General features: G+C 67.3%; 15 protein-coding genes, 2 tRNA genes and 1 pseudogene. 8 read left to right on the forward strand and 10 right to left on the reverse strand.

The genetic code is table 11. The features are described 5' to 3' along the window. Both ctaD and lipB read right to left on the reverse strand, forming a co-directional pair. Positions 1-1,674, reverse strand: coding sequence for a cytochrome c oxidase subunit I (gene ctaD, locus BMZ25_RS16250; protein ID WP_092695511.1), 1,674 nt, complete (start codon positions 1,672-1,674; stop codon positions 1-3). A gap of 153 nt (positions 1,675-1,827) precedes the next feature. Beyond that, positions 1,828-2,562: a lipoyl(octanoyl) transferase LipB gene (gene lipB, locus BMZ25_RS16255; protein WP_268874226.1), complete on the reverse strand. Its 735-nt coding sequence runs from the start codon at positions 2,560-2,562 to the stop codon at positions 1,828-1,830. 79 nt (positions 2,563-2,641) lie between these two features. On the opposite strand from lipB, the gene BMZ25_RS16260 reads away from it, so the two are divergent. Together BMZ25_RS16260 and BMZ25_RS16265 are read left to right on the forward strand one after the other, a co-directional pair. Further along, entirely contained in the window at positions 2,642-4,021 is a 1,380-nt protein-coding gene (locus BMZ25_RS16260; protein ID WP_092695515.1) for a peptidoglycan-binding domain-containing protein, read from the forward strand. Between the two features lie 111 nt (positions 4,022-4,132). Next, positions 4,133-4,219, forward strand: a tRNA-Leu gene (locus BMZ25_RS16265). 19 nt (positions 4,220-4,238) lie between these two features. On the opposite strand, the gene gph is transcribed toward BMZ25_RS16265, so the two are convergent. After that, the gene (gph, locus tag BMZ25_RS16270) at positions 4,239-4,913 is read right to left on the reverse strand and encodes a phosphoglycolate phosphatase (protein ID WP_092695517.1); all 675 of its coding nucleotides are present in this window, start codon (positions 4,911-4,913) and stop codon (positions 4,239-4,241) included. Between the two features lie 263 nt (positions 4,914-5,176). Here gph and BMZ25_RS16275 point away from each other — a divergent pair, with 263 nt between their 5' ends. The 5 genes and pseudogenes from BMZ25_RS16275 to BMZ25_RS16295 all read left to right on the forward strand — a co-directional run. Next, positions 5,177-6,277, forward strand: coding sequence for an ABC transporter ATP-binding protein (locus BMZ25_RS16275; RefSeq protein ID WP_235859906.1), 1,101 nt, complete (start codon positions 5,177-5,179; stop codon positions 6,275-6,277). A gap of 88 nt (positions 6,278-6,365) precedes the next feature. Further along, entirely contained in the window at positions 6,366-7,484 is a 1,119-nt protein-coding gene (locus BMZ25_RS16280; protein ID WP_092695521.1) for an extracellular solute-binding protein, read from the forward strand. A 97-nt stretch (positions 7,485-7,581) separates the two neighbouring features. Next, positions 7,582-7,872: a DUF1330 domain-containing protein gene (locus BMZ25_RS16285; RefSeq protein ID WP_092695559.1), complete on the forward strand. Its 291-nt coding sequence runs from the start codon at positions 7,582-7,584 to the stop codon at positions 7,870-7,872. An 85-nt stretch (positions 7,873-7,957) separates the two neighbouring features. Beyond that, positions 7,958-9,673: an ABC transporter permease gene (locus BMZ25_RS16290; RefSeq protein WP_092695523.1), complete on the forward strand. Its 1,716-nt coding sequence runs from the start codon at positions 7,958-7,960 to the stop codon at positions 9,671-9,673. Positions 9,674-9,691: 18 nt separating this feature from the next. Then, positions 9,692-10,543 (forward strand): annotated as a pseudogene (locus tag BMZ25_RS16295) (ABC transporter permease); the annotation flags it as partial. A 63-nt stretch (positions 10,544-10,606) separates the two neighbouring features. Here the strand turns inward: BMZ25_RS16295 and BMZ25_RS16300 are convergent. Genes BMZ25_RS16300 through BMZ25_RS16330 form a run of 7 tightly spaced genes read right to left on the reverse strand, consistent with a single transcriptional unit; the run spans position 10,607 to position 16,981 of the window. Further along, the gene (locus BMZ25_RS16300; protein ID WP_092695527.1) at positions 10,607-11,536 is read right to left on the reverse strand and encodes an AEC family transporter; all 930 of its coding nucleotides are present in this window, start codon (positions 11,534-11,536) and stop codon (positions 10,607-10,609) included. Between the two features lie 21 nt (positions 11,537-11,557). Then, entirely contained in the window at positions 11,558-12,355 is a 798-nt protein-coding gene (locus BMZ25_RS16305; RefSeq protein WP_092695529.1) for an MBL fold metallo-hydrolase, read from the reverse strand. Then, complete coding sequence (locus tag BMZ25_RS16310) at positions 12,355-13,158, reverse strand: TatD family hydrolase (RefSeq protein WP_092695531.1); 804 nt, start codon at positions 13,156-13,158, stop codon at positions 12,355-12,357. The genes BMZ25_RS16305 and BMZ25_RS16310 overlap by 1 nt, the downstream gene beginning before the upstream one ends. Positions 13,159-13,167: 9 nt before the next feature. Further along, positions 13,168-14,304: a DNA polymerase III subunit delta' gene (locus BMZ25_RS16315; protein ID WP_092695533.1), complete on the reverse strand. Its 1,137-nt coding sequence runs from the start codon at positions 14,302-14,304 to the stop codon at positions 13,168-13,170. Further along, positions 14,301-14,927: a dTMP kinase gene (tmk, locus tag BMZ25_RS16320; protein WP_092695535.1), complete on the reverse strand. Its 627-nt coding sequence runs from the start codon at positions 14,925-14,927 to the stop codon at positions 14,301-14,303. The genes BMZ25_RS16315 and tmk overlap by 4 nt, the downstream gene beginning before the upstream one ends. Continuing rightward, positions 14,924-16,087: a D-alanyl-D-alanine carboxypeptidase family protein gene (locus tag BMZ25_RS16325; RefSeq protein ID WP_092695537.1), complete on the reverse strand. Its 1,164-nt coding sequence runs from the start codon at positions 16,085-16,087 to the stop codon at positions 14,924-14,926. The genes tmk and BMZ25_RS16325 overlap by 4 nt, the downstream gene beginning before the upstream one ends. A gap of 27 nt (positions 16,088-16,114) precedes the next feature. Further along, the gene (locus BMZ25_RS16330) at positions 16,115-16,981 is read right to left on the reverse strand and encodes an SPOR domain-containing protein (protein ID WP_092695539.1); all 867 of its coding nucleotides are present in this window, start codon (positions 16,979-16,981) and stop codon (positions 16,115-16,117) included. Positions 16,982-17,213: 232 nt separating this feature from the next. Between BMZ25_RS16330 and BMZ25_RS16335 the strand changes: the two genes are divergently transcribed. After that, positions 17,214-17,303: transfer RNA gene (locus BMZ25_RS16335), tRNA-Ser, on the forward strand. The last annotated feature ends 557 nt before the right edge of the window (positions 17,304-17,860 follow it).

A 17,860-nucleotide genomic window follows, 5' to 3' on the forward strand; every position in this document is an offset into this window, starting at 1 on the left:
TCAGTGCGCGTGCGACTTGTCCCAGTCCTCGCGCTTGGGGAGCGTCTCGAAGGTGTGCTCCGGCGGCGGCGAGGGCAGGGTCCATTCCAGCGTATCCGCGTATTCGCCCCAGGGATTGTTCTCGGTCTGCGGCCGGCCCTTGAAGAGCGAGTAGGCGATCACGCCGATGAAGAACACGAAGCTCGCGAAGCTGATGAAGGCGCCCCACGACGAGACGTGGTGCCACAGCGAAAACGCTTCGGGATAGTCGATGTAACGGCGCGGCATGCCCTGGCGGCCCAGGAAGTGCTGCGGGAAGAACGTGATGTTCGAGCCGATGAACATGGTCCAGAAGTGAACCTTGCCGGCCCATTCCGGGTACATCCTGCCGGTCATCTTCGGGAAGTAGAAGTAGATCCCCGCGAAGATGCCGAACACGGCGCCGAGGCTCATCACGTAGTGGAAGTGCGCCACGACGTAGTAGGTGTCGTGGTAGGCCCGGTCGACCGCCGCCTGGCTCAGCACGATGCCGGTCACGCCGCCCACGGTGAACAGGAAGATGAAGCCCATGGCCCACAGCATCGGGGTCCGGAACTCGATCGAGCCGCCCCACATCGTCGCGATCCACGAGAAGATCTTGATGCCGGTCGGCACCGCGATGACCATCGTCGCCAGCATGAAGTAGCTCTGCTGGGTCAGCGACATGCCCACGGTGTACATGTGGTGCGCCCAGACGACGAAGCCCAGCACGCCGATCGCGATCAGCGCCCAGACCATCGGAAGGTAGCCGAAGATCGGCTTGCGCGAGAAGGCCGAGACGACGTGGCTGATGATGCCGAAGGCCGGCAGGATCACGATGTAGACCTCGGGGTGCCCAAAGAACCACAGGATGTGCTGGTACAGCACCGGATCGCCGCCCCCGGCAGGGTCGAAGAACGTCGTGCCGAAGTTGCGGTCGGTGATCAGCATGGTGATCGCGCCCGCGAGAACCGGCAGCGCCAGGAGGATCAGCCAGGCGGTGACGAAGATCGACCAGGAGAACAGCGGCACCTTGAACAGGCTCATGCCCGGTGCGCGCATGTTCAGGAACGTGGTGATGATGTTGATCGCGCCGAGGATCGAGGAGGCGCCGGAGAGGTGCACCGCGAAGAGCGCCAGGTCGGTGGAGAAGCCCGCCTCGCGCGTCGAGAGCGGCGGATAGAGCACCCAGCCCAGGCCCGAGCCCGGCTGGCCGTTGCCGCCCGGCACGAAGACCGAGACGACGGCCATCGTCGTGCCGGCCACGAACAGCCAGTAGCTGAGGTTGTTCATCCGCGGGAACGCCATGTCCGGCGCGCCGATCTGCAGCGGCATGAAGTAGTTGCCGAAGCCGCCGAACAGGGCGGGAATGACCACGAAGAACATCATCAGGATGCCGTGCGCGGTGATCATCACGTTCCAGAGGTGGCCGTTGGGCGTGCAGTCCTCGACCGCGGCCGGAAGAAGGCGCGCGCCCTCCATGCACATGTACTGGACGCCGGGCTCCATCAGTTCCATCCGCATGTAGACGGTGAACGCGACCGAGATGAAGCCGGCCAGGCCCGCCGTCAGCAGATAGAGGATGCCGATGTCCTTGTGGTTGGTGGACATGAACCAGCGGGTGAAGAACCCTCGCTGATCTTCATGGTCATGCCCGTGAACGGCTGCGTCAGCCATGCGGTGCCTCCTGGTTCCGAATATCGCTGGAAGGCGAGACTCGGAGTCCGCCCTCGGCTTGGGGCGTTCTAAGCCGACCGGACCCGGTGGGCAATGTTCCGGTTTGCCGCATCGACGGAAAAAATGCCGCAATCTCCGCGACGCACCGCGAGTTCAGCCGCCGAAGACCTCGTCGAAGGTGCGTCTGAGGGCGGCGTCGAGGTCGTTCATCGTGACCGGCAGGCCGAGATCGACCAGGCTCGTCACGCCGTGATCGCGGATGCCGCAGGGCACGATACCGTCGAAATGCGACAGGTCCGGTTCAACGTTGATCGACAGCCCGTGGAAGCTGACCCACTTCTTCAGCCGCACGCCGATGGCGGCGATCTTGTCCTCGCGCGGGGTGCCGTCGGGGAGCGGCGGCTTCTCGGGGCGCGGCACCCAGACGCCGACCCGGCCGTCGCGGATCTCGCCCGTGACGTTGAATTCCGCCAGCGCGGCGATCACCCAGGATTCCATCCTGTGCACGAACTGCCGGACGTCGCGCCCGCGTGCGCCCACGTCCAGCATGACGTAGGCGACCCGCTGTCCGGGACCGTGATAGGTGTACTGCCCCCCGCGGCGCACGGCATGCACCGGGAACCGGTCGGGATCGACGAGGTCCTCGCGCCGGGCCGAGGTGCCGGCGGTATAGAGCGGCGGGTGTTCCAGCAGCCAGATCGTCTCGGGCTCGGTGCCCGCGCGAATGCCGGCGGCCAGCGTCTCCATCCGCTCGACCGCGTCCGCATAGGGGACAAGCTCGTCCGTCACCACCCAATCGACCATCATCCGCCTTTCCTGCCGTGGCGCTCTTGTGCCCCGGTGGCACGGAGGATTGCAATCCGCCGCCGTTGTTTGACCCAGCGTCAATAAAGAAGGCGCGCGGCGGTCCCGAGTGTGCTAGGCTCACGGCATTATTACCGCTGCCAGCTATTTCCCGGAGACCGATATGAAAGCCAAGTCACTTCTGTTCTGCGGCGTCGCCGCCGCGCTCGTCCTCGGGCCCGCACCGCGCGCCGATGCCGATGCGGGCGATTTCGTTGCCGGCGCGATCGTGGGGGCGATCGTGAACCACGCTGCGAAACAGCAGCCGCAGCGCACCTATCGCGCGGCGCCGACCCGGACGCGCAGTTCGACCAAGACCTACCGCCCGCGTCTGCCCGCGACGCAGGAAGGTCGCCAGCTTCAGACGTCGCTGAACTATTTCGGCTTCAATGCTGGAAGCGTCGACGGCCAGCTCGGCAAGCAGTCCCGTGCCGCGATCTCGCGCTACCAGGCGTATATGGGCTATCCGGCGACCGGGCAGCTGACGCCGTTCGAGCAATCGCTCCTGGTCGATTCGTACAACCGCGCGCAGGCCGGCGGACCGGCCACCGCGCAGCGGATCGCGATAACGGCTGACGGCACCCGTGGCCTGCTCAAGGCCTACCGCGCCGAGATGGCCGGCGTCCCCCTGGCGCCTCAGCAGCAGATGACCACCGCGGTCGTCGCCCCGGCAATCCCGGCCGCCCCGATGACCGCCGCCACCGGCGCGGTGACGACGACGACCACCACCATGATTGCCGGCGCGGGCGAGGCCGCCACGCCCGAGGCCGAAATCGAAGAGGCCGAGGCGCCGGCCGGCCTGCCGAACCTGTTCGGCGGCGCGACCATGCAGGCCTCGCTCGCGTCGCACTGCAACACCGTCAGCCTTCTGACCAACACGAACGGCGGGTTCACGACCGTCTCGACCCTGACCGATCCCAACGTGGCGCTGAACGAGCAGTTCTGCCTTGCCCGCACCTATGCCATCGCTACCGGCGAAGAGATGGCGAAGGGCCTGCAGGCGGCACCGGCGCAGATCTCCGAGCATTGCACCGCCTACGGCAACGAGATGGCGCCGCACGTGGCCGCCCTGTCGGTGCAGGAGCGTGACGATGTCGTGCGTGGCGTGTCGGCCTTCGTCCTGTCCACCGGCGTGCCGACGAACGACCTCGCCGCCACCGCCAAGGTGTGCCTGTCCGAAGGCTATCGGACCGACGACATGGACGTGGCGCTCGGCGCCGCGCTGATTCTCGTGACGCTGGGCGAGAAGGGATACGGCGAACTCGTCGGCCATCACCTGAGCCAGGGATTCGGCTCGAGCCGGCGCATGGACCTGGCGATGGACTGGTACGAGGACGGGCTGAGCGCGGCCGACGGCGGCACCGCCGTCTTCGCCCCCGGTCAACCGGACCGTGTCGAGCTGATCCGTGCCGCGACCCGGCAACTGGGCGCCCCGGACGAGGCGGCGTTGCCCGAGATGACGCCGCAGAACGCCGCCCTGCCGACCTTCAGCGCGGCGCAATAGCACCGGCACGGACGCGCCCCGGCGCGTCCGTGAGCCGACGTGGCGAAAGGTGCAAAAATCGCCCTTCACAAGCGCCCGCGACTTCGCTAGGAAGCGCGGGCCAAGACAAGTGCGGTCGTGGCGGAATTGGTAGACGCGCAGCGTTGAGGTCGCTGTGGGGTAAAACCCGTGGAAGTTCGAGTCTTCTCGACCGCACCAAATTTCTTCCCAGTCAGCGTCAGCCGATGCGGGCGAGCAGCCCCGCCAGATCGCCGTGATCGTCGAAGGCGACGTCGTGTGCGATCCGATCGACTGGTGTCTTGCGATAGCCTCGGGTGAACAGCGCGAAGGTGACGCCGGCGGCCTGGGCCGTTTCCGCATCGATCTCGCTGTCGCCGACGAAGATAGCCCGCTGCACCCCGATCGCACGGGCCGCGGCGTGCAGGGGGGCCGGGTCGGGCTTCTTGACCGACAGGCTGTCCCCGCCGATCAGCGCACCGACATGCTCGGACAGCCCCAGGGCCTCCACCACCGTCCGGGCGGGGGCTTCGGGCTTGTTTGTGCAGATCGCCAGCCGGTGCCCCGCCTCGCGAAGCGCGGAGAGGGCCGCCGCGACGCCGGGATAGAGGCGCGTCAATTCATGCGCGCCAAGATAGCGCTCCATGAAGTTCCGGTACATCCGGTCGCGCCGTTCGGTATCGTTTCCGACGCCTGCCGCGTTGGCCAGCCGCGCGACGAAGGTGGGCGTGCCGGCACCGATCATCGCCGTCGCCTGGGCCAGCGTCACGCCGGGAAGGCCCTCGTCCGCGAGCACGGCGTTCCCCGCGGCGTGGATGTCGGGCGCGCTGTCGATCAGCGTCCCGTCGAGATCGAAGATCACCCCGGTTGCCTCTGGGTCACCTGTCTGCGGCATGTCTCGGGGCTCCTTCGGTCGGGTCGGTTTGTCGCACGCTAGAGGGGCAGGAGGGCGTGTCCAGTGGTCTCGTTTCCCATGGGGGTATCGGCGCAAATCGCGGTCGAATCGACCGAAAAGGCGTCTCTACCCGGCGATTGTCCCGGACTCCGGCCGGTTCCGCGAATTTCCCGACGGCAATGTTGCAATGCGGCGAAGCATTGGGTTTAGTTGATTCAAATACAGAACGGCAGAAAACTGCCGAGAACAACAGGGAGATCGGGGTGCCAGCCACGGACACCGCAGACGCATTCGTCGAGTTCGATCGCGTCCAGAAGAGCTATGATGGCGAGACGTTGGTCGTGAAGGATCTCAACCTCTCGATCGGCAAGGGCGAATTCCTGACGATGTTGGGGCCCTCGGGGTCGGGCAAGACCACCTGCCTGATGATGCTCGCAGGCTTCGAGACGGCGACGCACGGCGAAATCCGCCTCGACGGGGGCGAGATCAACAACATCCCCCCGCATAAGCGCGGCATCGGGATGGTCTTTCAGAACTACGCGCTGTTTCCGCACATGACGGTGCAGGAAAACCTCGCCTTCCCGCTCGAGGTGCGCAAGATCGGCAAGTCCGAGCGCGAGGAGAAGATCAAGCGCGCGCTCGACATGGTGCAGATGGGCGATTTCGGCGGACGCCGGCCCACCCAGCTGTCCGGGGGCCAGCAACAGCGGATCGCCCTGGCGCGGGCGCTGGTGTTCGAGCCCGAGCTGGTGCTGATGGACGAGCCCTTGGGCGCGCTCGACAAGCAGCTGCGCGAGACGCTCCAGTTCGAGATCAGCCGCCTCGCGCACGACCTGGGCATCACCGTCGTCTACGTCACCCACGACCAGACCGAGGCCCTGACGATGTCGGATCGCGTGGCGGTGTTCGACGACGGCCGGATTCAGCAGCTGGCCTCGCCGGACGTGCTGTACGAGCAGCCGGAGAACAGCTTCGTCGCGCAGTTCATCGGCGAGAACAACACGCTGCAGGGCACCGTCGAGGAGATGAGCGGCTCGCGCTGCACCGTGAAGCTGGCGAACGGCGAGACGATCGACGCGGTGCCCGTCAACGTCGACCGCCCCGGCCAGAAGACGGTCGTCTCTATCCGTCCCGAGCGGGTCGAGACCAATCTCGCCCGCCTGGGCGAGGGAGCCCATACGCTCAAGGCCGAGGTGCTCGAGTTCATCTACATGGGCGACATCTACCGCACGCGGCTTCGGGTGGCCGGGCGCGACGACTTCATCGTCAAGACGCGCAACGCCCCCGACCAGCCGCGTCTGAAGCCAGGCGAGACCATCGAGATCGGATGGCTGCCGGACGATTGCCGCGCGCTCGACGTCTGAGGACGTCCCGACGCGCCACCCCCTGTGCCTGCCCGGGGGCAGGGGACGACCACCAAGAACGGGCGAACCACAAGGAGAGAGATTCGAAATGAAACTTAAGACACTTCTTCTGAGCACGGGCGCCGTGTCGGCCATGGCCTGCGGTGCCATCGCGCAGGACATGGAGATGGCCGACGACATGACGCTCGTCAGCTGGGGCGGCGCCTACCAGAGCAGCCAGCAGAACGCTTATGCCGAGCCCTACATGGAGGCCAACTCCGACGTCGAGATCGTCTGGGACGAGAGCTCGCCCGAGGCGGTGGCCAAGCTGCGCGCGATGAACGAGGCCGGGAACATCACTTGGGATCTCGTCGACGTCGTCGCGTCGGACGCCATCCGCCTGTGCGACGAAGGCCTCGCGATGGAGGTCGACCATGACGAGATCCTCGCCGAGGGCGAGAACGGCATGTCGGCGTCCGAGGACTTCGGCGACCTGATCGTCAGCGACTGCTTCATCCCGCAGATCGTCTACTCGACCACGGCGGCCTACCGCACCGACGTCGAGGAATGGGGCGGCGAGACGCCGTCGGATATCTGCGCGCTGTTCGACACCGAGACGTTCCCGGGCACCCGCACGCTCGAGCGTCGCCCGATCAACAACATGGAATGGGCGCTGCTCTGCGACGGCGTGCCGAAGGACGAGATCTACGAGGTCCTCGAGACCGAGGAAGGTCAGGACCGCGCCTTCGCCAAGCTCGACGCGATCAAGGACCAGACGATCTGGTGGAGCGCCGCCGCCGAGCCGCCGCAGCTTCTGGCCGACGGTGAGGCCGTGATCGGCTCGTCCTACAACGGCCGCTGGTTCTCGGCGATCGTCGAGCAGGACCAGCCGATCGGCATGCTGTGGGACGCCCAGGTGTTCGACATCGACGGCTGGATCATCCCCGAGGGTCTCCCGGACGAGCGTCTGGCCCGGGTGCTGGATTTCCTCTACTTCGCGACCGACACGCAGCGTCTGGCCGACCAGGCCGCCTACATCAGCTACGGCCCCGCGCGCGAAAGCTCGGCCCCGCTGGTCGGCGAGCATGCCGAGCTGGGCGTCGACATGGCGCCGCACATGCCGACCGCGCCGGACAACGCCGAGAACGTGTTCGTCTACAACTACGAGTGGTGGGCCGACTATCGCGACGATCTCGACGCGAAGTTCCAGGCCTGGCTGTCGCAGTAAGCCTATGACCGGCGCGCCCCGTCTGGGCGCGCCGCACCGCCGGGCGGCACCGGCCGCCCGGCCATTCGACCAGTTCGCAGAAGGGGGCGCGGGCGAGATGCCAAAAGGCTACATCATCGGACATATCTCGGTGACCGATCCCGACGCCTATGCCGAGTACGTGCGGCGCGACACGCCGATCCTCGAAAGCTACGGCGGGCGCTTCATCGTCCGCGGCGGGGCCAGCGAAGCCCCGGAAGGTCCGGTGAAGGACCGCCACGTCGTCATCGAGTTCCCGAGCTTCGAGGCTGCGCGGGCCGCTTTCCACTCGCCAGAGTACCAGGAAGTCGCCGAGATCCGGCGGCGCACATCGGAAAGCGACATCATCCTCGTGGAGGGCGCCGAATGAGCCGTGCCGCCCGCCGCCCCGACCGACACATGACAACGACCGCGGCCCGGATCGTGGCCAATGCACGCGCAGAGGAGGCCAGATCATGACCGATTCAACCACCGGGCCGGACCAAGTCACGGGCGCGACGCCCGACAACGCGATCCGCAATGCCGACCGGGCCGAAGACGGGCCGGTCCTGGCCGCCGACGGCAAGCCGCTCAAGGCCTCGCTGCACCGCGCCCTGCGCCGCGAAAAGCTGCGCGCCCTGGGCCTGATCGCGCCGCTTCTGATCTTCGTGCTGGTGACGTTCATCGCGCCGATCGCGGACATGCTGTTCCGGTCGGTCGAGAACCAGATCGTCACCGAGACGCTGCCGCGGACCGTGGCCGCGCTGGACGACTGGGACGGGCAGGAGGTGCCGGACGAGCGCGTCTTCGATGCGCTCGCCCGCGACATGATCGTCGCCGTCGAGGAAAAGACCCACACTCGCCTCGGCAGCCGCCTGAATTACGAGACCACGGGTATTTCCTCGCTCTTCCGCCAGACCGGGCGCGACGTTGACGACGTGGGCGAGCTCTATGCCGACCAGTTCATCGAGCTGGACGAGGCCTGGGAAGAGCCGATGACCTGGGCCACGCTGATGGGTTCGGAGGATTATCTCTCGGAGGCGCGCGAGTGGCAGGCGCGGGCCGACGAGGGCGGCATGTTCTTCGACGAGATGCCGCCGAGCTTCGAGCTTCGCGATGGCGTGTCGGACGTGCTGCCGCAGACCTCGGAGATGTTCCAGCAGTTCGCCCGCGTTATGCGCGAACAGAATGGCGAAGCGCCCACGGGCGAGGAACCCTGGAACATAACGTACCTCACGCTTTACGAGGACCTGTCCACCTATACCGACGCCGCCGACCGGTTCTCGGGCCAGAGCGCCGAGTTGATCGAGCAGGCCGCGCAGGCGGTCGATGGGTTCGAGACGACCGACATGCGCCAGACCTTCCTCGACATCGACGAAGACTGGGGCAGCGCCGAGACCTGGGGCACGATCGAGGCATTCTCTTCGCCCTATACCTCGGGCTACTTCCTGGCGGCGGCAGACCTGCAACTGACGCCCGACGGCGTCGAGCGCCAACCCGAGGACCAGCGCATCTACGGCCTGCTGTTCAAGCGGACGCTGTTCATGTCGATGGTCATCATGTTCTCGTGCATCGCGCTCGGCTATCCGATCGCCTACCTGCTGTCGAACCTGCCGATGCGCACGTCGAACCTGCTGCTGATCCTGGTGCTGCTGCCGTTCTGGACGTCGCTGCTGGTGCGGACGAGCGCCTGGAAGGTGCTGCTGCAGCAACAGGGCGTAATCAACGACGTCCTCGTGTGGATCGGCATCGTCGGCGACGATGCGCGCCTTCAGATGATCAACAACCAGTTCGGCACCATCGTGGCGATGACCCACATCCTGCTGCCATTCATGATCCTGCCGCTCTACTCGGTGATGAAGACGATCCCGCCAAGCTACATGCGGGCCGCGAAATCCCTCGGGGCGACGAACTTCACCGCGTTCCGCCGGGTCTACTTCCCGCAGAGCATCCCCGGCATCGGGGCGGGCTGCATCCTCGTCTTCATCCTGTCCATCGGCTACTACATCACGCCGGAACTGGTGGGCGGCACGACGGGCACGTTCATCTCGAACCGGATCGCCTATCACATCTCGACCTCGCTCAACTGGGGCCTCGCGGCCGCCCTGGGGTCGATCCTGCTGGTCGTCGTCGTGGTGCTATACTGGCTCTATGACCGGATCGTCGGGATCGACAACGTGAGCCTCGGTTAAGGAGACATCGACATGGCCATCGAACTTCCGCCCTATGCCTCCACCGGTCAGAAGATCTGGCACTATGCCTATCTGGTGATCTGCGGTCTGATCTTCTTCTTCCTGATCGCGCCGATCATCACGATCATCCCGCTGAGCTTCAACGCCGAGAACTTCTTCACGTTCACGCCGGGGATGATCGCGCTCGATCCCGAGGCCTACTCGCTCAAGCACTACCGCGACTTCTTCACCTCGGACGACTGGCAGCAGGCGCTTCGGAACTCGCTCCAGATCGCGCCGGTGGCGACGCTGCTGGCGGTGGGGCTGGGCACGCTGGCGGCCGTCGGGCTGAGCCAGCCGCATGTGCCGGCGCGGCGCGCGATCATGGCGATCCTGATCTCGCCGATGATCGTGCCGCTGATCATCTCGGCCGCGGGGATGTACTTCTTCTACAGCCGGATCGGTCTGCAGGGGACGTATGTCGGAGTCGTCCTGGCACACGCGGCCTTGGGGATCCCGTTCGTCATCATCACGGTGACGGCGACGCTGGTGGGTTTCGATCAGTCCCTTGTCCGGGCGTCGGCCAACCTGGGGGCGGGGCCGGTGCGGACCTTCTTCAAGATCCAGATGCCGCTGATCCTGCCCGGCGTTATCTCGGGCGGTCTCTTCGCCTTCATCACGTCCTTCGACGAGGTGGTCGTCGTCCTGTTCGTCGGCTCGGCGGGGCAGCAGACGCTGCCGTGGCAGATGTTCACCGGCCTGCGCGAGCAGATTTCGCCGACGATCCTGGCAGTCGCGACGATCCTCGTGACGATCTCGATCCTGCTTCTGACCACGGTCGAGCTGCTGCGGCGCCGGTCCGAGAAGTTGCGCGGCATGTCGCCCGGCTGACCACTGGCCTTGCCGACCGGAAAACTTGGGGCGCTGCCGTCGGGCGGCGCCCCTTTTTCCTGATCAGGGCAGGATCGACAGCCAGAGCCAGACGGTGAGGATCGATGCGCCTGTCCCCACGAGCACGCCGGAGGCCGCCACCCGCCGGGCGGCGCCGTACATGTTGGCGAAGATGTACGTGTTCACCCCCGGCGCCATGGCCGCGGTGATGACCGCCGCGCGCAGCGCATCGGTGCCGAGCCCGAAGCTGAGCCCCAGAAGGTAGGTGACGCCGGGATGCAGCAGCAGCGAGGCGGCGCAGACCCAGGCGATTGCGCGCAGGTCGCCCTCGGGACGGTAGCGCACGAGAACCCCGCCCAGCCCGAACAGCGCGGCGGGCAGGGCGGCCCGGATCATCAGGTCGAGCGCCGAGTTGATCACGCCGGGGATCGCGATGCCCGAGAGGTTCACGACAAAGCCCAGGGCAATGCCGATGACCAGCGCGTTGTGGAACATCGCGTTCAGCACGCGCAGCGCCGTGTCCCGCGGACGGCCGCCGCGATTGCGGACGACCTCCATCACCGTCATCCCCAGCCCGTAGCAGAACGGCGCATGGATCGCGACGATGGCATAGTTGAAGCGCAGCGCCTCGGTGCCGAAGGCGCGCTCCGCGATCGGCAGGCCCAGCAGGACCGAGTTCGAGAACAGCCCGCAGAAGCCGAAGGCGACGGCATCCTTCCATGCGCGTCCGAAGACATAGCGCCCACCCAACAGCCCGAAGAGGAAGCCGGAGGTCGCGCCGACATAGAAGGCAGCAAGGAGCGACAGGTCGAATTCCTGGCCCAGGTCGATCTCGGCGATGGCGCGGAACAACAGGCAGGGGATGGCGAAGTTCTGGGTGAACTTCATCAGCCCGTCGGTATGCGCATCCGTGAACAGGCCGCGCCAGACCGCCACGTAGCCGAAGCCGATCACCAGGAAGACCGGCAGGATGACTTCGATCAGGGCCTGCATGGGACGGCGCGCGGCATCGGGTTACTCACTATAGGTGATGACCATGCCGTCGTGGGCGGGGGTCACGTATTCGGGCGTCTCGTCCGCCACCGTCGCGTAGTCGAGGTCGATGTGCATGTTAGTCAGGACGGCGCGGCGCGGGGCGGCGCGCTCGATCCATTCGAGCGCCTGGTCGAGATGTGCGTGGGTCGGGTGGGGCGTCCGCCGCAGCGCGTCCAGCACCCAGCAGTCGAGGTCCTGCAGCTGCGGCCAGACATGCTCGGGGATTTCGGCCACGTCGGGCAGGTAGGCAAGATCGCCGATCCGGAAGCCGAGCGCATCGATGGCGCCGTGGTTCACCTTGAACGGCTCCAGCGTGATCGACCCACCGGCGCCGCTGATCGTGACGTCGCCCTCGATCGTGTGCATCTCGAGGATGGGCGGATAGGGGGAGCCCTCGGGCTGCATGAAGGCGTAGCCGAAGCGCGAATAGAGGTCGTTCTGCGTATCCCCGTCGGCCCAGACGTGCAGGCGCTCCTTGGTGTTGAAGACGATCATCCGCAGATCGTCGAGCCCGTGGACATGGTCGGCGTGCGAATGGGTGTAGACAACCGCGTCGAGCGTGCCGACCCCGACATCCAGCAGCTGGCTGCGCAGGTCGGGCGAGGTGTCGATCAGCACCCGCGTCGTGCCCTCGTCGCCCTCGCGCTCGACCAGCATCGAGCAGCGCCGGCGGGAGTTGCGCGGATCGTCGGGGTCGCAGTCGCCCCAGTTGTTGCCAAGCCTGGGCACGCCGCCGGACGAGCCGCAGCCCAGGATCGTGAATCGCAATTCTGCCATCAGGCCGCCTTGGCCCAGGCGGCGGCCTTCCAGAAGAGACGCTCGAAATTGGCCTCGGTCGCCTTGGCGAAATCGGCATAGTCCAGCCCGAAGACCTCGGCCCCGACCCGCGCGGTATGGGCGGTATAGGCCGGCTCGTTCCGCTTGCCCCGGTGCGGCGGCGGCGCGAGATAGGGGCTGTCCGTCTCCACGAGGATGCGTTCGAGCGGCGCGGCGGCGAAGATCGCGCGCAGGTCCTTCGACTTGGGGAAGGCCGAGATGCCCGACATCGACAGGTAGAAGCCGAGGTCCAGCGCGGTTTCCGCCAGCGCGGCCCCCGACGAAAAGCAGTGCATCACGCAGGAATAGGCGCCGGCGCGGTATTCCTCGCTGAGGATGCGGGCCATGTCCTCGTCGGCGTCGCGGGCATGGATGATCAGCGGCAGCCCGGTCCGGCGCGCGGCCTCGATGTGCAGGCGGAGGCTTTCGCGCTGCACCTCGGCGCTTTCGGCGGTGTAGTGATAGTCCAGCCCGCTTTCGCCGATGCCGACGAATTTCGGGTGCCGGGCGAGGGCGACCAGTTCGTCGACGGTCGCCATCGGCTCGTCCGCGGCGCTCATCGGGTGGGTGCCGGCGGCCCAGAATACCGGCGCGTGCGCCTCGGCCAGGGCCTGCACCTGCGGCGCGTTGCGCAGCTTGGTGCAGATGGTGACCATCCGGGCGACGCCCGCCTCGCGCGCGCGGTCGATGACGGCCTGACGCTCGTCATCGAAGTCCGGAAAATCGAGGTGGCAATGGCTGTCGGTGATCTGCGGGTGCGTCATGGAGCCTGCCTAAGCGTGCGCGGCGAGCCTGCCCGCCGTGTCGTTCATCTTGAGCACCATATCTAAGACCAGCGCCGAAGGGTCAAGGTTGACCGCCCGCCCGTGCTGCGCTCGCGCGCTGAGCGATTGCTGCAGGTCGGCCCAGTGCCGGGCGCTGACATGGTCCGGAGACAGCCGCGCCAGCAGCGCCGCCTCGCCCGGAACGGCCTCGGCCGTGGGGGGCAGGCCGGCGCCCGCCCGCGCCAGCCGCGCCAGCAGGCGGTCGGCGAGGCGGAGATAGACGTTGAACCGCTCTTCCTTGCCCCGGCCTGCCATGCTGTCGGCCAGCCGGATCGCCGCCGCGCGGTCCATCCGCGGCGCATCCTGCAACAGCCCCACGAGACCGGCGTAGATGTCGGGCCCGCCCAGGTGCAGAAGCCGCAGCGCCTCGCCCACCGATCCGCCGCTGAGCTCGGCCAGCGCGGCCGGGTCCTCGGGCGTCTCGCCGGCCTGCTCCAGCGCCCGCGCCATGTCCGGCGGCGTGAGCGGCGTGCAGCGCAGTTCGCGACAGCGCGAGCGGATCGTCGGCAGAAGCCGCGCGGGCGCGTGGGCCACCAGAAGCAGCGTCGTCCGCGCGGGCGGTTCCTCGAGCAGCTTGAGGATCGCGTTCGCGGCGCTGACGTTCATTTCGTCGGCGGCATCGACGATGACGACGCGCCGCCCGCCCTCGGCCGACGACATCGACAGGAACCCCTTGAGCCGCCGCGCCTCGTCCACGGTGATCTGAGTTCGCAGCCGCTTGGCCTTGTCGTCCCAGGCGCGGCGCAACAGGAACAGGCCCGGCGCTGACAGGGCACGGGTCTGCCGGGCCGCGGGGTGATCGTCGGGCAGGTCCAGGGTGTCGGGTGTCTCGGGCGCCCCGAAAAGACCGGACCCGGCACCGGGGGCCGGCTGCGACAGGAGGAACCGGGCGATCTTCCAGGCAAGCGTCGCCTTGCCCACCCCGCGCGGGCCGGTGATCAGCCAGGCGTGATGCAGGCGGTCCGCGCCGAACGCGTCGAGGAACGCCCTCTCGGCCGGTTCCTGCCCGATAAGGTCGCGTGTTTCTCGGGGATGCGGGGCGTCCGGGGCGCGGTCGGGTTCCGGGCGGTCGTCGTCCTCGCTCATGCCATCACCTCGGCCAGCGCCGTGGCGCAGTCGCTTGCCACGGCGTCCTCGCTCCGGGCGCCGTCGATCAGGCGGAACCGTTGGGGCGCCGCCGCGGCGAGGTCCAGGAAGCCCTGGCGCATCTGGGTCTGCAACGCCTCGCCGAATCCCTCGAACCGCGCTTCGGGGCCGTGACGGGCCAGCGCCCGCTTCAGCCCTTCCGCCGGCTCCATGTCGATCAGCAGGGTCAGGTCGGGCTCGACGCCGATCATCAGGTCGTGCAGGGCATCGACCTTGGCGCGTAGGTCGCTGCCGCGCAGACCCTGGTAGAGACGCGTGCTGTCGGCGAAGCGGTCGCAGATAACGATCTTGCCCTCGGCCAGCGCAGGGCGGATCACACGCTCGAGATGGTCGCGGCGCGCTGCGGTGAAAAGCAGGATCTCGGTCTCGGGCGACCAGCGGTCCGGGTCGCCCTGCAGCAGCAGCGCCCGGATCTCCTCGGCGCCCGGGCTTCCGCCCGGCTCGCGCGTCAGCACCACGTTGCGCCCCTCGGCCCGAAGCGTTTCTGCCAGCCGCCGCGCTTGGGTGGACTTGCCCGAGCCGTCGATCCCCTCGAAACTGACGAAGAGGCCGCGCGCCGTCACTGCAGCGGCTGCGCCTCGACGCCCCACCGCCGCATCAGGACACCCGCCGCCGTCTTGAGTCGCGGCACGAAGCCGCCGCGTGGGACCGCCTCGGCCGTGGTCAGCGGCACGCGTGTCTCGGGGAGCCCTTCGAGCGTGATCACAAGTTCGCCGATCTTCTGCCCCGCGGCGAGCGGCGCCTCGATCGGGCTGTCGAACACGGCGCGCGCGGTGATGTCGTCCTGCTTCGTCGCGGGGACCAGCATCGAGACATTCTCGGAGACGACCAGTTCGACCTCGTTGGTGTTGCCGAGCCAGACATCGGCGGTCGCGACACGCTGCCCTTCCTCGGCAACGGTCTTTTCGACGAACTGGCGGAAGGCCCAGTTGACGATGCGCTCGGATTCCTGCGCCCGCGCGCCGGCGCTGTCGAGCCCGGAGAGCACGAACACCACGCGGCGGTCCCCCTGCGCGGCCGATCCGACGAGGCCGTAGCCGGCCTCCTGCGTGTGCCCGGTCTTGAGCCCGTCGGCGCCGATGCCGAGGCCCAGCAGCGGATTGCGGTTGAACCGGTTCTGCGGCGCCCGGCCATCGAAGCCGAACTCCTTCTGCGCGAAGTAGCCATAGAGCTCGGGGAATTCGGTGACCAGTCGGGCGGCGACCGTCGCGAGATCCTCCATGCTCATCCGATGCTCGGGGTCGGGCCAGCCGCTCGCGTTGGCGAAGTGGGAATCGTCGAGCCCGATATCCTCGGCCCGTTCGTTCATCAGGTCGGCGAAGGCGTCCTCGGTTCCGGCAAGGCCCTCGGCCACCACCACGCAAGCGTCGTTGCCGGACTGCACGATGATGCCCTGGATCAACTGCTCGACCGTGGGGCGGTCCCGCTCGTCGAGATACATGGTCGACCCGCCCATCGAGGCCGCGTGGCTGGAGACGCCGAACCGGGTGTCCATCGTCACGCGGCCGTCATGCAGTGCTTCGAACAGCATGTTCAGCGTCATCAGCTTCGACATCGAGGCCGGAGGCAGGGGTTCGTTCGCGTTCTTGGCCAGAAGCTCGGTGCCCGTCGTCATGTCGTAGACATACGCGGCGCGCGCCGTCGTCTCGAAGGCCTGGGCCGGCAGCGCGGTGAGCGCGGCCATCGCGATGGCGGCGAGGGCGGCCGTGATGCGGTGGGTCATTGCGTCTCCGGTATTCGGTCTGGGCGGTCAGCTTGACACGTAGTACGCATCTGAAAAGCCCAGCTCTTTCACTTTGTCGAGAATGTCGGCCCGTTCGCTTTCGCTCGCGGTCGGACCCACGGTGACGCGCCAGAATGTCCGGCCCTGGCTCGTCTGCTTCTTGATCGTAGGCACGATCCCGGTCCGGCGCAGCGATGTGGCCGTGTTGTCGGCATTCTGCTCGACGCTGAAGATGCCGATCTGGATGTAGGGCCGGTCGAGCGGGCTCCCGGCGGCGCTCGGCGCCGGGGTCGCCTCCGGGGCTGGCGCCGCCGGTTCGGCTGCCGCGGGCGCGGGGTCAGGTGCCTGCGCGGCCTCCGGCGCGTCCAGGGCCGCGGTTTCGACAGCCTCGGGCGCCGGCAGCGACGGCCCCTCCGCGCCAGTCGCGGCCTCGGCCGTCTCTTCGCCGCTCTCCTCGCGACGCAGGGCGGTCACGTTGACCTGCACGGGCTGGCCGGCCAGCACGCCGAGCGCCTCGGCGGCGTCGGACGACAGCTGGAGCCGCGGTCCCGGCGTCTCGCGCTCGCGCTTGAAGAGGGCGCCGATGACGAACTGGTCGTTGGTCTCGTTGCGGATGATGACGCGTTCGGGATCGGTGACATCAGGATGGGCGACCCAGACACCGCCGAGCGACGGGCGCCCGTCCCACAGGGCCGGCTCGGTCACCTGGAACGCGTCGGGCGCCTCGACATCACGCTCGACGAGGCGAGTCGAGCGCGTCACCTCGTCGGCCGATCCGCCCCCCTCGCTCTTACCGCCGCCGAGAAAGCCCGGCAGATCGGCCCCGCCGCAGGCGGATAGGGCAACGAGCGCACCGATGGCGATCAACGTCACTCGTGCCGGATACCGTGCCATCGTCTCGCCCCCATGCCGGCGCGGTCGTCCCCGCGCGTCTCGTTGCCGGTCCGGTTGTTTCCGGTCCGTTTTGCTCGCCGTCGTCGGGGCCTTCGTCCGGGGCCTCCGCGCGTCGCGCTTAGTCTAGCGGGGCCGTTCCACCAAGGAAAGACCGCCCGCACGCGGGCGCAGCGATCCGCCATGCGGACCGCCTTCCAGAATCAGGCGGACCCGGCTATCGGACTCCGGCCGCGGGGGAGTGGCAGAGCGGTCGAATGCTCCGGTCTTGAAAACCGGCGTGCGTGAAAGCGCACCGTGGGTTCGAATCCCACCTCCTCCGCCACCTCGCGATCTCATTCAGCTCCACCCATCGATCGTGGTTGCCGTATTGAATTGATTTGGCTGAATAAATCGTGGCGGAGCCCTGATTTCAGTTATTCTCAATCGCGCCAATTTACGCTCGCTGTGTGGTATGGATCGTGGTGCGATGCCGCATGGCTCTGTCAGGCAAACTCACGAAGAAGCTGGTCGAGAATCTCGGGTCCGGGCGTCATGGCGACGGCAACGAGCTTCACCCGGTTGTCGATCCTTCCGGGGCGCGGCGGTGGATCAGGCGGGTTGTCTTTACGGGCAGAAAAACAGGAAGGGTGGGCCGCTTCGGACCGATTTCGCTCGCCTCGCGAGTTCATCCAAGCTCAAACCGCAACGGCCTGAGTGTCCGGCGAAACGAGGGCAAGACCAGCGGAAAAGCACTACGCCAAGATGTCCTAATCCCGCAGCAGCGAAATCATGGAGGCGCTTAGCTCCGATCAGGTGTTCACCGAAGAGGAAAACGAGATGATCATCGACTTCTACCAACACCGCTTCCCGCGCGGCACTCAGGAATACCTGACCGCAAAA

This window comes from Tranquillimonas rosea (assembly GCF_900111315.1).
GTDB lineage: Bacteria > Pseudomonadota > Alphaproteobacteria > Rhodobacterales > Rhodobacteraceae > Tranquillimonas > Tranquillimonas rosea.

What these genes read in the sequence shown, in the direction of transcription:
- ctaD (WP_092695511.1), bottom strand. Translation starts at nt 1,674, where the DNA reads ATGGCTGACGCAGCCGTTCACGGGCATGACCATGAAGATCAGCGAGGG.
- BMZ25_RS16260 (WP_092695515.1), top strand. Translation starts at nt 2,642, where the DNA reads ATGAAAGCCAAGTCACTTCTGTTCTGCGGCGTCGCCGCCGCGCTCGTC.
- gph (WP_092695517.1), bottom strand. Translation starts at nt 4,913, where the DNA reads ATGCCGCAGACAGGTGACCCAGAGGCAACCGGGGTGATCTTCGATCTC.
- BMZ25_RS16280 (WP_092695521.1), top strand. Translation starts at nt 6,366, where the DNA reads ATGAAACTTAAGACACTTCTTCTGAGCACGGGCGCCGTGTCGGCCATG.
- BMZ25_RS16285 (WP_092695559.1), top strand. Translation starts at nt 7,582, where the DNA reads ATGCCAAAAGGCTACATCATCGGACATATCTCGGTGACCGATCCCGAC.
- BMZ25_RS16290 (WP_092695523.1), top strand. Translation starts at nt 7,958, where the DNA reads ATGACCGATTCAACCACCGGGCCGGACCAAGTCACGGGCGCGACGCCC.
- BMZ25_RS16300 (WP_092695527.1), bottom strand. Translation starts at nt 11,536, where the DNA reads ATGCAGGCCCTGATCGAAGTCATCCTGCCGGTCTTCCTGGTGATCGGC.
- BMZ25_RS16305 (WP_092695529.1), bottom strand. Translation starts at nt 12,355, where the DNA reads ATGGCAGAATTGCGATTCACGATCCTGGGCTGCGGCTCGTCCGGCGGC.
- BMZ25_RS16310 (WP_092695531.1), bottom strand. Translation starts at nt 13,158, where the DNA reads ATGACGCACCCGCAGATCACCGACAGCCATTGCCACCTCGATTTTCCG.
- BMZ25_RS16315 (WP_092695533.1), bottom strand. Translation starts at nt 14,304, where the DNA reads ATGAGCGAGGACGACGACCGCCCGGAACCCGACCGCGCCCCGGACGCC.
- BMZ25_RS16325 (WP_092695537.1), bottom strand. Translation starts at nt 16,087, where the DNA reads ATGACCCACCGCATCACGGCCGCCCTCGCCGCCATCGCGATGGCCGCG.
- BMZ25_RS16330 (WP_092695539.1), bottom strand. Translation starts at nt 16,981, where the DNA reads ATGGCACGGTATCCGGCACGAGTGACGTTGATCGCCATCGGTGCGCTC.